Origin of the sequence: Microbulbifer celer (genome assembly GCF_020991125.1) — a bacterium.
Classification (GTDB): Bacteria; Pseudomonadota; Gammaproteobacteria; order Pseudomonadales; family Cellvibrionaceae; genus Microbulbifer; species Microbulbifer celer.
Map to the genome: position 1 here is coordinate 2,915,573 of NZ_CP087715.1, position 13,154 is coordinate 2,928,726.

General features: G+C 56.4%; 12 protein-coding genes. 7 read left to right on the forward strand and 5 right to left on the reverse strand.

Annotation, left to right across the window (positions count from 1 at the left end):
- Positions 1-210 precede the first annotated feature (210 nt).
- The gene (gene parC / locus LPW13_RS12300; RefSeq protein ID WP_230435775.1) at positions 211-2,460 is read right to left on the reverse strand and encodes a DNA topoisomerase IV subunit A; all 2,250 of its coding nucleotides are present in this window, start codon (positions 2,458-2,460) and stop codon (positions 211-213) included.
- A gap of 183 nt (positions 2,461-2,643) precedes the next feature.
- On the opposite strand from parC, the gene LPW13_RS12305 reads away from it, so the two are divergent.
- From LPW13_RS12305 to LPW13_RS12335, 7 genes are all read left to right on the forward strand, one after another.
- Positions 2,644-3,096, forward strand: a complete 453-nt coding sequence (locus tag LPW13_RS12305) for a DUF2214 family protein (protein ID WP_230435776.1) — start codon at positions 2,644-2,646, stop codon at positions 3,094-3,096.
- A 16-nt stretch (positions 3,097-3,112) separates the two neighbouring features.
- Positions 3,113-3,718, forward strand: coding sequence for an ABC transporter ATP-binding protein (locus LPW13_RS12310; protein WP_230435778.1), 606 nt, complete (start codon positions 3,113-3,115; stop codon positions 3,716-3,718).
- The gene (locus LPW13_RS12315; protein ID WP_230435780.1) at positions 3,715-4,512 is read left to right on the forward strand and encodes an ABC transporter permease; all 798 of its coding nucleotides are present in this window, start codon (positions 3,715-3,717) and stop codon (positions 4,510-4,512) included. The genes LPW13_RS12310 and LPW13_RS12315 overlap by 4 nt, the downstream gene beginning before the upstream one ends.
- A gap of 161 nt (positions 4,513-4,673) precedes the next feature.
- Positions 4,674-6,845, forward strand: a complete 2,172-nt coding sequence (locus LPW13_RS12320) for a TonB-dependent siderophore receptor (protein ID WP_230435782.1) — start codon at positions 4,674-4,676, stop codon at positions 6,843-6,845.
- Positions 6,846-6,972: 127 nt separating this feature from the next.
- Positions 6,973-7,254, forward strand: a complete 282-nt coding sequence (locus LPW13_RS12325; protein ID WP_230435783.1) for a hypothetical protein — start codon at positions 6,973-6,975, stop codon at positions 7,252-7,254.
- A gap of 13 nt (positions 7,255-7,267) precedes the next feature.
- A complete protein-coding gene (locus LPW13_RS12330) occupies positions 7,268-8,932 on the forward strand; it encodes a PepSY-associated TM helix domain-containing protein (protein ID WP_230435785.1) in 1,665 nt (554 codons plus the stop codon).
- On the forward strand, positions 8,929-9,312 hold the full coding sequence (locus tag LPW13_RS12335) for a DUF3325 family protein (RefSeq protein WP_230435787.1): 384 nt from the start codon (positions 8,929-8,931) through the stop codon (positions 9,310-9,312). Before LPW13_RS12330 ends, LPW13_RS12335 begins: the two co-directional genes overlap by 4 nt.
- 94 nt (positions 9,313-9,406) lie before the next feature.
- On the opposite strand, the gene LPW13_RS12340 is transcribed toward LPW13_RS12335, so the two are convergent.
- The 4 genes from LPW13_RS12340 to LPW13_RS12355 form a co-directional block, all read right to left on the reverse strand.
- Positions 9,407-9,757, reverse strand: coding sequence for a VOC family protein (locus LPW13_RS12340; protein ID WP_230435789.1), 351 nt, complete (start codon positions 9,755-9,757; stop codon positions 9,407-9,409).
- A gap of 95 nt (positions 9,758-9,852) precedes the next feature.
- Positions 9,853-10,737: a TolB family protein gene (locus LPW13_RS12345; RefSeq protein WP_230435791.1), complete on the reverse strand. Its 885-nt coding sequence runs from the start codon at positions 10,735-10,737 to the stop codon at positions 9,853-9,855.
- A gap of 187 nt (positions 10,738-10,924) precedes the next feature.
- On the reverse strand, positions 10,925-11,290 hold the full coding sequence (locus LPW13_RS12350) for a VOC family protein (RefSeq protein ID WP_230435793.1): 366 nt from the start codon (positions 11,288-11,290) through the stop codon (positions 10,925-10,927).
- Between the two features lie 95 nt (positions 11,291-11,385).
- Entirely contained in the window at positions 11,386-13,140 is a 1,755-nt protein-coding gene (locus tag LPW13_RS12355; RefSeq protein ID WP_230435795.1) for an acyl-CoA dehydrogenase family protein, read from the reverse strand.
- Positions 13,141-13,154: the final 14 nt, after the last annotated feature.

The window sequence follows — 13,154 nt, forward strand, 5'->3', positions numbered from 1 at the left end:
TGCGTTGGCAATAGTTTGCGCCGGTACTCAGTTGATGGTCGATTGAGGCGATGTTGGTGCTCAAACAGGTGGTGCTGCACAAGGAGTTGCCGAAATCCACCTTGGGTAAAATCCTGCGGCGGGAACTGCGCACTTCCTGAAGGATTGCACAGCGCTGAAAACAGAAAGGGCGCCCGCGGGACGCCCTTTCTGTATCGACCGCAGCAAAATTTATTTGCGCTGCACTTCCACCTTATCCACTTTCTGGAAGCCGCGCGGCAGCTTGTTGCCGCGGCGGCCGCGTTCGCCCTCGTAGTGCTCCAGCTCAGAGATCTTGACTCGGGTGTGGCGCTTGCCGGCGTGAATCAGCAGCTCGTCTTTGCCTTCCAGCACCGCGATGCCCACCACAATCTCCTCCCGGCTGGCGGCGCGGGCGGCGGGGATGTTGATGATCTTGTTGCCCTTACCCTTGGAGAGCTCCGGCAGTTCAGACACCGGGAACACCAGCATGCGGCCTTCGCTGGTCACTGCGGCGAGCAGCGCAGATTCCGGGTTTTCCACTTCCTGTGGCGGCAGTACGCGGGCATTTTTCGGCAGGCTCAGCATGGCTTTACCGGCCTTGTTGCGCGACTGCAGATCGGCGTACCTGGCAATAAAACCATAACCCGCATCGGACGCCAGCAGTACTCTCTGATCGTCACTGCCCATCAGAAGGCCTTCAAAGGTAGCCCCGGATGGCGGGTTGATACGCCCGGACAGCGGCTCGCCCTGCCCCCGCGCAGACGGCAGGGTGTGGGCGGCAATGGCGTAACTGCGCCCGGTGCTGTCGAGTAACAGCGCCGGCTGGTTACTCTTGCCACGGGCAGCGTATTTGAAGCCGTCGCCGGCTTTGTAACTGAGCGAGGAGGGATCGATCTCGTGGCCCTTGGCCTGACGGATCCAACCCTTGTCGGACAGCACCACGGTAATCGGGTCGGAAGACAGCAGGTCCGCTTCGTTGAACGCCTTGGCCTCTTCGCGCTCGACGATGGGCGAACGGCGGTCGTCCCCGAACTCGTCGGCGGCCGCCAGCAGTTCTTTCTTGATCAGGGTCTTGAGGCGGCGCGGGCTGTCCAGGGTCTTGACCAGCATATCGCGCTCTTTTTCCAGTTCCGCCTGCTCGCCGCGGATCTTCATTTCCTCAAGGCGCGCCAACTGACGCAACTTGGTGTCGAGAATATATTCCGCCTGCACATCGCTGAGCTCGAAGCGGCGTATCAATTCCTGCTTGGGCTCGTCGTGGGTGCGGATGATTTCGATCACTTCATCAATATTGAGGAACGCAACCAGCAAACCCGCCAACAGGTGCAGACGCTTCTCTACCTTGTCCAGGCGGAACTGCAGGCGACGGCGGGTGGTGACGGTACGGAAGCTCAGCCACTCGGAGAGGATCTTATCAAGAGACTTCACCTGTGGGCGGCCATCGATACCGATCATATTCAGGTTGATGCGGTAGCTCTTCTCCAGATCGGTGGTGGCGAACAGGTGGTTCATGACCTGTTCCGCATCCACGCGATTGTTTTTGGGCACAATCACCAGACGGGTGGGATTCTCGTGATCCGACTCATCGCGCAGGTCGGTCACCATGGGGAGCTTTTTGGCCTGCATCTGTGCGGCAATCTGCTCCAGTACCTTGGAGCCACTGGACTGATACGGCAGTGCGGTGATGACGATATCGCCATCTTCCCGGTTCCAGACCGCACGCATTTTGACCGAGCCACGGCCACTCTCGTACACCTTGTGGATATCTGCCTGGGGCGTGATGATCTCCGCCTCGGTGGGCATATCCGGGCCCTGGATAAACTCACACAGCTCGGAGACGGTCGCCTTGGGGTTTTCCAACATGTGCACCGTCGCGTCCACCACTTCCCGCAGGTTATGGGGTGGAATGTCCGTGGCCATCCCCACGGCGATACCGGTGGTGCCGTTCAGCAATATGTTGGGAACCCGCGCTGGCAGTACGGAAGGCTCGTCCATGGTGCCGTCAAAATTCGGCTGCCAGTCCACCGTGCCCTGCCCCAGTTCGGACAGCAGCACTTCGGAATACTTGCCCATGCGCGACTCGGTATAACGCATCGCAGCGAAGGATTTGGGGTCATCCGGCGAGCCCCAGTTACCCTGGCCATCCACCAGCGGGTAGCGGTAGCTGAACGGCTGCGCCATCAGCACCATGGCCTCGTACACGGCGCTGTCACCGTGCGGGTGGTACTTACCGATCACGTCGCCCACGGTACGGGCAGACTTCTTGTATTTGGCGGTATTTTTCAGCCCCAGCTCGCTCATGGCGTATACAATCCGGCGCTGAACCGGCTTCAGGCCATCGCCAATATTCGGCAGGGCGCGGTCGAGAATCACGTACATGGAGTAATCCAGGTACGCCTTCTCAGTGTATTCCGCGAGGGGCAATCGCTCTGTGGCGTCGTAGACGGAAGGCTCGGTCATACTGCGAGAGTCTCGTTATTCTGCTGAAAGAGCCGGATTATGGCCGGAACTGGCGGCGGGTTCAAAGGGCAAGCGCATTGCACCGAGAATCCAAATACTGTTAAAAACAAGTTGTAGACTGCAAGACTGATTCCACTTCCTGTCGGTTAGAAGACTGGCAAAAGACACCCGGATACCCATACCATGCCCGCACTCTTCGCCTTCCTGCACCACTTGGCCTTCCTGGCCATGACGGCTGTCCTCACCATGCAACTGATTCTGCTAGGGCAAAATTTCAGCCTGCAAAATGCCCGCAAGATCCGTATCGCCGACCGTATTCTGGGTCTATCTGCAGTGCTGCTCCTGGTGGTCGGTTTTTTGCGCGTGTTTTTCTTTGAGAAAGGCGCGAGCTACTACTTTCAAAACGGGGCATTTCACGCGAAGTTGACCCTGTTTGTCATCGCCGCACTGCTCTCCATTTATCCCACCATCCAATTTCTACGCTGGGGCAAAACCCTCAAACAGGGAGAGGTGCCGGAAATTGGCGATCGCAAACGCCGCTGGATGCGTATCATTGTGCACGCCGAGCTCACGGCCATTATCGGCATGGCCCTGTGCGCCGCGCTGATGGCCAAGGGCATCGGTTATTTTGGCTAAATAAACGGACACGGTATTGGCAACACTGGCACTCAACAGCCTCGCCATTGGCGACCTGAAAAATATCCACCTGCAAGTGGCGGCAGGAGAAATCGTATGCCTGTCGGGCGCGTCCGGCTCCGGCAAAAGCCGCCTGCTGCGCGCCATTGCCGACCTGGATCTGCATACCGGCAACGTGCACCTCGGGGATACCAACCAGAACGATATGCCGGGCCATCGCTGGCGCAGCGCGGTGATGATGGTGCCGGCGGAAAGTGCCTGGTGGCACGAGACCGTGGGTGAACACTTTCCCGAGCGCTCAAAGGATGCCTTGCAGCAACTCGGCCTGGACGCGGACGCGTTCGACTGGGAGGTAACCCGTCTCTCGTCCGGGGAAAAGCAGCGCCTCGCGCTGGCCCGCGCGCTCGCCCGCAAACCGGCAGCCCTGTTGCTGGATGAGCCCACGGCAAACCTGGACAAAGACAGTACCGAGCGGGTGGAAAACTGGCTACGGGATATCATTGAAGAGCAACAACTCCCCACTCTCTGGGTCGCCCACCACGAAGACCAGATCGCACGTGTGGCTGACCGTCACTTTCACATTGTGGATAACGGGATCGAACAACAGGAGATGACAGGGTGAACGTCATCGAACTCTCCTGGTGGCAACTGGCACTGGCGGCATTGCTGGTCATCGCCCTGGCTGCATGTACCTTCTTCGCGCGCCTGGGTGTGGGCAAAAGTCTGTTGATTGCCGGCGCCCGTACCGCAATTCAACTCGCCCTCGTCGGCCTGGTCCTGGAAGCCCTGTTTTCCGTCGGCAGCCTGCACTGGGTGGCGTTGATGGGCGTCGGTATGCTGCTGCTCGCCGGACGCGAAGTGGTCGCGCGGCAGAAATACCATCTGCGCGGCGGTTGGAGTTTTGGCATCGGCACCCTGTCGATGTTTATCTCCGCCTTTGCCGTCACCGTGCTTACCCTGGTGGCGGTGATCAGCCCCACACCCTGGTACACGCCGCAATACGCCATTCCCCTGCTGGGCATGCTGCTGGGCAATACCATGACCGGCGTCGCCCTGTCCCTGGACCGGCTGACAGAGAGCGCCCAGCGTTCCCGCAACATTATTGAAAACCGGCTGATGCTGGGAGACACCGCGCAGCAGGCCCTGAGCGAGTTCCGCCGCGACGCCATGCGCGCAGGCCTCACCCCGATCATCAACGCCATGGCCGCCGCGGGCATCGTCTCCCTGCCGGGCATGATGACCGGCCAGATACTCGCCGGCACATCACCGGCGCTGGCGGTGAAATATCAGATACTGATCATGTTCACCATCGCCGCCGGTACCGGCTTTGGCACCTTTGCCGCGGTGGCGTTGTGCGCGCGACGACTATTCGACGGGCGCGAGCGGCTGCGGCTGGACCGGTTGACGGCTCCCTGATCGCCTTCCGCCCAAAGTGAGACCCGCAAGCTGACGCTTATGCACACACCGCATTGCACCCGGGGCAATGCCTCGCGTAATTCATTCACACAATTTGCAAATAACAACCATTATCACTAAGATCCAGCTTTATATAATTAGCCACGATCAAGGGATACAGGATGTACGCAAGCGCATCAGCCATTCGTTCACCATTTATTCGCCGCAGCTTGGCCACCGCCATTGCCTGCGCCGCTACCAGCCCCCTCGGCTTTGCCGCTGCCGAAGAGCAGAAAACCACGAAGAACGAGCAGCAAGCCATAGAAGAAGTGGTGGTTACCAGCCGCTACACCAGCAATGACCGCGTCGATACCGCCACCGGGCTGGGCCTGTCCCTGTACGAAACACCGCAATCCGTCAGCATGGTTACCGCGCAACGGATCAGCGACCAGAACCTGGAATCCCTCACCGACGTCGTCAACAACGCCGCCGGTGTCTCCGCACGCGCCCAGGACAGCACGCGCCACACCTACTCCGCGCGCGGCTTTGCGATCAACAATTACCAGGTGGACGGCATTCCCATTTACTGGCAGCCGGGCGGCAACGCCGGTGAAACCCAGTCCGACATGAGCCTGTACGAGCGCGTGGAAATCGTGCGCGGCGCCACCGGCCTGCTCACTGGTGCCGGCAACCCCTCCGCCTCCATCAACCTGGTGCGCAAGCACGCAGACAGCAAAGAATTCACCGCGGACCTGAATGCCTCCGCCGGGCGCTGGAACACCTACTCCGCCACCGCGGACGTCAGCACACCGCTGAATGAAAGCGGGTCGGTACGCGGCCGTTTTGTCAGCCATATTCTCGACGGAGAATCTTTCCGGGATTTGGCGGAAGAAAGCAAAACCGTTTTCTACGGCGTGATCGATGCCGACCTCACCGACAACACCCTGCTGCGCGTCGGCGCCAGCCGCCAGGACAACGAACCCAAGGCCTCCACCTGGGGTGGCCTGCCCACCTGGCATGCCGACGGCAGCCGCACCGACTGGGATCGCAGCAAGACCCTGGCCGCAGACTGGACAACCTGGTCCTCCACCGTTGACCACCTGTACCTGGACCTAGTGCACAACTTCGGCGGCTGGACCGCCAAGTTCAGCGTCAACAACAACACCAACACTTCCGACCAGAAACTGCTGTATCTGTCCGGCACCCCGGATAAGGAAACCGGCCTGGGCATGAGCGCCTCGCCACGCAACGCCGCCACCGAGCGCGAGCAGACCAGCATCAGCCTGCAGGTGAGCGGCAGCTACGCCCTGTTCGGCCGTGAGCACGAACTGACCCTGGGTGCGGTCGATCACAGCGACGACAGTATCGCCACTTCCCGCGCACGCAGCGACGTGGCGCCGGTTGGCAACTTTAATGAATGGGACGGCAGCTACCCGGAAGCCACCTGGGGCGACAACAATGTGGATATCGACCAGACCACCGATCAGTTCGGCCTCTACGCCGCCACCCGCCTGTCCATCACCGACAATTTCAAAGTGATCGCCGGTGGCCGGATTGCAGAGTGGGAGCAGAGTGGTGTTTCCTATGGATCCACGCAGGAATTCGGGGACGATGATATCTTCATTCCCTACGCCGGCGCACTGTACGAACTCAACGACCAACACACCCTGTACGCCAGCTACACGGAAATTTTCCAACCGCAGAACCTGCAGGATCGCAACGGGGATTTCCTCGATCCGGTCACCGGCAAGAGTAAAGAAGTGGGCCTGAAAAGCCTGTACTTTGACGGCGCCCTGCAGACTATGGTTTCTGTGTTCGATATCCTGCAGGACGACGTGGGCCAGCCGGACGGCAACTTCCCGGTACCCGGTAAAGAAAACAGCCAGGCGTACTACGCCGCAAAAGGTGCCGGCAGCCAGGGGTATGAACTGGAAGTGGTGGGCGAACTGATGCCCGGTTGGGATCTGAGTTTCAGCTACACCAACTTCGACGCGGAAGATGCCGCGGGCAACGCGGTCAACACCAGCCAGCCCGAAGAGCTGCTGAAACTGTTCACCACCTATCGCTTCGCCGATCGGCTGGAAGGGCTGACCGTGGCCGGCGGCGTAAACTGGCAGGGTCGCAATTACACCGATACCATCAACGCGGCCACCAAAGCGCCAGAGCGCCTGACCCAGGATGCCTACAGCCTGGTCAGCCTGATGGCCCGCTACCAGTTCACCGAACAGCTCTCCGGCCAGCTGAACCTGGACAACCTGCTGGACGAGACTTACTACAGCCAGATCGGTTTCTATAACCAGGTGGAGTTCGGCGAGCCGCGCAATATTACCGCGTCGGTCAACTATCGCTTCTGATCAATACCGGTTTATCGAGCGGAAACCATGGCCCCGATGACGATCTCATCGGGGCCGTTCTTTTTTGGAACGGCCTTTTTTAACAACCGTTTTTTAACCACAAGCAGAAACAGGCAGGACAAAAATCATGGGGTTACACGGCTGGCGGCTGGCATCGTTGATCGCCGCGGCATTACTGGGCGGCTACCTGTTTTCTACCGCGCTGGGGGTTTTTCTCGGCAGCGTACTGCCGCTCGCCACCAGTGAAAGCACGCTGGTTGCGCACCTGTCGAGCTTCGTGTTCTATACCGGCGCGATCCTCTGGGTGTTCCATATCCGCCAGCCACGCCGCGCATGGATAACCCTGCTGCTATCCAGCGCCGCCCTCGCAGGATTAAGCCTCACCCTGAATTCCCTCTCAGGGAGCTGAAAGAACCATCACCATGCCCACAATAAAATCCGATACCGATACCCATACCAGCTCCACCAAGGTCGCCAACGCCGGCATCCGTCAGACCATGGCCTGGGTACACACCTGGGCCGGCCTCACCCTCGGCTGGGTGCTGTACTTCATGTTTGTCACCGGCACCGCCGGGTACTTTGATACCGAGATCGACCGCTGGATGCAGCCGGAACTGCCGCCGGCACAGATCAACAGCGATACCCGCGCAACCGCAGCCACCCTGCTCGCGCGGGCGCAGTCCCAGGCACCCAATGCGGACCAGTGGCTGCTCACCCTGCCGGTCGATCGCAACCAGCCCTACGGCAGTATTTTCTGGCGCGGCGCAGACCTGGAGGCCGGCGCCAGCGCGGAAAGAGGCAACGAGCTGATCGACCTGGAAAGCGGCGCACCCATGCAAAGCCGAGCCACTGGCGGCGGTCAGACTCTGTATCAGATGCACTGGTTACTGCACTACACCAACCGCAGCTATTCCGACTGGATTATCAGCTTCGCCACCCTGTTTATGCTGGTGGCCATCGTCACCGGTGTCATCATCCATAAAAAGATCTTCAAGGATTTCTTTGTCTTCCGCCCCCGCAAAGGCCAGCGCTCGTGGCTGGACGCGCACAATGTACTGAGCGTAATCACCCTGCCGTTCCAGGCGATGATCACCTACTCCGGGCTGATCTTCATGGGCTTCTCTTTTATGCCGTTGATCGTCGCCGGCCAGTACGGCAGCGACGGACGCAGCGCCTTCTACGGCGAAGTATTCAGCCCGCCGGGCATGACCGAAAGCGCCGGCGCCCCTGCACACTTCACCCCGCTGGAGCCACTGATGTCAGAAGCAGAAAACATCTGGGGCCAAGGCCGCATACGCAGTATCGATATCCGCTACCCCGGTTTCAGTAATGCGCGAGTGGTCCTGTCGGAATCCATCGACAACACTATTGCCGCCGGCGCCGGTCGCCTGGTATTTGATGGCGTCAGCGGCGAGCTGCTGCACAACGCCCCCGCCGCTTCCTCGCCCGCCAAGGGCGTGCGCGATACCTTTCTCGGATTGCACGAAGGCCTGTTCGCCGCGCCGATTACCCGCTGGCTGTATTTTATTTCCGGGTTGCTGGGTACCGGCATGGTCGCCACCGGTCTGGTCATGTGGGCAGTGAAACGTCGCCAACTGGCAGAGCGCAAACCCGGGCGGATTCCCCGCGGCATACTTCTTGTGGAAAAACTCAATGTGGGCACCGTGGCCGGCCTGCTGACCGGCGTCGCCGCCTACTTCTGGGCCAACCGGCTGCTGCCGATATCCATGGCGGAGCGCGCACAATGGGAAGTGCATATCATGTTCCTCACCTGGCTCGCGTTGCTTGTTCACGCCGCGCTGCGCCCCCGTGACCGCGCCTGGAGTGAACAGCTGGCCATTGCCGCCATTGCGTTCGCCGCCCTGCCGGTGGTCAACGCCCTGACCAGTGACCGGCACTTGTTGCACAGCTTGAGCAGTGGCGACTGGGTGTTCGCCGGGTTTGATATCACCGTACTGTGTATCGGTGTACTGCTCGGTATCGCCGCCCGCTTTACCCGCCCGAAGCAGACCGCAAGCGCAGCCAGCAAGGCCCAGGCAGCCGCACAACCGGCCGCTGCCGGAAACGCAGTAGGGGAACCATCGTGACTGAATCGGCTTTCTCTCTTTCCACTTTGGCCGCGATTACCCAGGCACTGCTCACGCTCGCCGCACTGTCCTGCCTGTGCCTAGCCAGCGCCCATCACTTGCGGCAAAGTCCTGGGCAGGCCACCCTCAAGCAGTGGCAGCCGGTATTGTTCTGGTGTGGCTGGGCCCTGCTCGCAACCGCCGCTGCCACAGCCATCACCACCCAAGGATGGGGATTGGGGCTGGTAACACTTCTGGGTATATTGAGTGTCACGGCGTTTGCCGTGGTCGGGCTGGCAAGCTACCGCCGTTCAGGGCTGGTGCCCATTGCGCTGGTGAGCGGCATCTGCGGTGTGGCCCTGTTCGCGAAGTGGCTACTGGCGGTATTGCTCGCTCAATAGGGGGCCGGGGCATAATGCGGCGCGGGAGAGATTGAAGGATTGGGACATTGTCAGGCCTTTTATCCGGCCTGTATGTTGACGCTATTGTCGGGAGCTATTCATGTTGCAGAACATTGATTAGCTTTCCGAATGGATCGCGAACGTAAAACCGGCGAACGCCCCAGGGCTCGGATACTGGACCGTATTCGATTGGGATACTTTCCGCTTTAACTCTTGCCAAGGCTGCATCGAGATCATCCACCTCTATGGATAAATCCGGTACCGGCGTTCCCGAGCCTCCCTCAGATGCCACACTCACCTGTGTCGTCATTTGTTCACCGGAACTGAATGTTTTAATCCACCCGTGATCCATAACGATCTCAAGGCCGAAAATAGACTCGTAGAATGCGCTGGCATCATCTGGGTTGGATGTCGGAATATTGGAAACTATTCGTTTAACCTTCATTGGATAGTCCTCAGGTATTATGCGCAAAGGGTGTGCTCGATTGATAGTTCTCAATTGCCCCACTTACTACCCGAACTGGTGTGATGATTATATTTCTATTGCCTGGGTCTGAGACCCTCGATGATTCGCGCGTCGACCCAGTACAAATCTGAATCCGTAGCACCGGACTTACGCGTCACGACTCTGTTAAAGAAGAGATATTTTCCATCAGGTGTTATCTGTGGACCGCCTTCTTCAGCATCAGTGTTTACCTTGTCGCCCAGGTTAATCGCCTCGCCCCAAGAACCATCTGGCTTCCGGAAACTGATATAGAGATCGGAACTTCCGTACCCATTCTCCCTGTCGCCGTCCCACATAATATAGGACTCGTCTGGTGCAATGAACGGATGGGCATTCCAGGTTCCGGTGTTAATCTCTTTACCGAAGGGCTTCGGTTCTTCGCGTTTTCCGTCCACTAGACGTGAATACCGGATAATTCCATCGCCGCCTGTCCCCACCTCGTCAAACACATAGGTGCCGTTCTCGGAGGCTGTAAGACTCATGATACGTATTTCTTCGTACGGGGAGCCAAGGCTTTTCATCTCTGACCATCCATCCTTTGTACGCTCCTTGTAGCGCTTGCCGAAGTGCAGGGTCTTGCCGTCAGGTGAGAAGAACGGCACTCCATCTCTACCCGGAACCGCCACCTCATGCCACCTATTATCCATTCTCTTAAAAGTAACAGACTCGGTAACTCTTTGATTATTCTCCCTGCCCCACCTGAGAACATGAAACTCATCCATATCTGGCGAGAAACGACCAGCATCGCCCCAACTTGCAATGGAAACAATCCCCGGCGCAAAAACTTCCGGCTCAAGTCCAGGAGGGTTTTGTCCCAGGTAGGGACCTTCGAGAATCGGGGAATCATCATGACTGAAGCTTTCACCGGCCATAAGTAGAGCAGAAAGCAGAAGAAAACTTGAGATATAAACATGCCTCATAATTTATCCTTATTTTTATTAGTAAATATGGGCAACAAAATTATGGCGTACTAAAGACCTTCGCCATCAAAACACACTCGAGATTCAAAACTATTGCGCTAACCGCTGGCACTTAAATACTCGACAGGATGGTCAACCAACAGTATTAAAAAATATTCCAATAGACTGAAGCACGCCAAACTTGAGGCTATTCACCGGTGGATGATACCAGATGGATGATATTCGTTGGGCTGGATATCCAGAACGCTTTAAATCCATCTGGTAGTGGCTCGATCTCGTCTCTGCGGTGGCAGCCTTGCTCCTTAAGGTACTCAGAAGCTTTGTCGATATCACTGACAACCACCTCTAACCAGATTTCTGATTGACTCAGGCCTGGCATGCAGTCCAACCAAAGTACTTTATCGCCAAACTCAAACTTTGGCGTATCGCCAACAGCATTCCCCGTGATGTCCTTGAATTTCAGGACCTCTCGGTAGAAGCGGACGGTACTTTCGTACTCGTGCGCGGGAATTTTCATCGCAATATTTCTTCCTGGTTCAAACTCTAATTCCATCGTCAATGCCTCTCTGTGGGTAACTTGGGTAAAAAACGACTGCAGTTATTCTTCAATTCAGCCGAAGGAAGAAGTTAATCTTATCGCCGGGTTCACTATTGAGGTATCGACGCGTCAGCGTGGCTACTGTGGTACCAATTTATGTAGTCACCTTCTGAAATTGGGGTTTTCAGCCCAGTTTTATCTATACCAAACCAATCAATGATTTCGACTGTTTGATCTTGCTTTTCATGTACGAGATCTTCTCCTCTTTTTAGTAGATCTTTTATGCTATCTGGATCTTCGATGTCTGACGCCAAAATAGACGGCACGAATTTCTTAAGCTTCTCCAACAAAAATATTTCCAATAGCCATGAATACCCTTCCTCCCCAATAAAACTGCTTGCCGCCGATGATGCGCACAGCGCGCCATAAACATCAAGCATTTCCATCATTTTTTCTGAATACTGGTTCCACTTTGAAAAGTAGTCAGTTTTATCCTCAGCCTTAAGTCCAAGCTGCACTTCTTTATGTAAACTGAGCGCAAATTTGTGCAAAACCCGAAGGACAGCTTGCACAGACGGCGAGCAATCCGGGAACGAAAATGGGAGTGATGATCGGAGGTAGTCTCTGGCGGCCTTCTGCATGATGACCACATTATCGCCTTCTGCGGTGATGCAACCGTTTGCCATTGCATAGTAGTTAGAGAACTTGTTGGCAGAAAACATACCCTGTGCCCCGCAGAGCTCTCGGCAACCAACTATCACCTCCCTGGACTCCCAGGTAACCAGAGATTTCGCTAACGCAATTTCATTCTTCAACTCTTCTGGCATGCCTTTACTGCTGTCTTCTTCACGATGCGCTCTATCACCGAGGTCTCTAATCCACAAGGACTGAACGACGAGAGCAGCAGTATAAATGGTCAGAGGCTGAGAAAATGAGCTGTAGCTGGTCAGTGGGACATCGCCTACGACCGAGAAGGTCTTTCTCTGCTTGCCGTAGTTTTTTGTAATATACAATGACGCTTTTGCCGCCGCGGCTGCCCCAGCAGCCATGCATATTTTCCCGAACTGAACCCGCTGCATAGACTGAAGAAACCGCTTCCTTTGATCGGTTTCTATAAAATCGACTTCCCCATTGAGTGATATATCAAGAATATCTCTGCTCAAGATTGATTCAAAAGGCAAGTCCACCTGATTAAAGCTGGTAATACAGTTGTCGAGCCCGAACCCAGGTTTATTCCCTATTTCGCTGATTCTGATACCTGGTAACACTTTATTCGCATCGTGAATTCTTACCACAAATGGCATGACGCCGTATTCTTCATCATCAATTTTTAGCCGTGCCATAACTACCGCTATCTTGGCCGCATGTTGAGATAGTGAGGTGTTTGGCATGAACTTGAATGAACTGGCGTTCGGTGAATGTAGGGTAAAGACCTTTCTATCGCGATCGTATATTGCCTCTGTTTCAAGAGAGAAAACATTATTTCCGTATGCGAGCTCTGTAGCCAGGTAAACACCAACCGCCTCCCCTTGCAGGAGCTCCCTGTAGATTCCAGAAAGATACTCAGAATCTTTCTTTAGCGCCTTTATCGTGCCGACACAAAGGTTGTAGTGGATTGATAGTGCTGCAAAAAGCGCCCCATCATGAACAGCGGCAATTTCATGCAGCTCGATCAACCTTCCAGGAGAGTCAAGCAGCTGCTCTCCATACTCCGGGTTGCTGATAATTTCTTTCATGCAACTGTATAACGATTCTTTATCGGATACAGAGTCACAATTACGAATTGGCCTCAACAGCCCGGTGTCGATGTTTCCCGTTTCACTTTGAAATGAACTGCCTACCGCCAATATCTCTGCAAGATCCACTGTACATCTCCCAA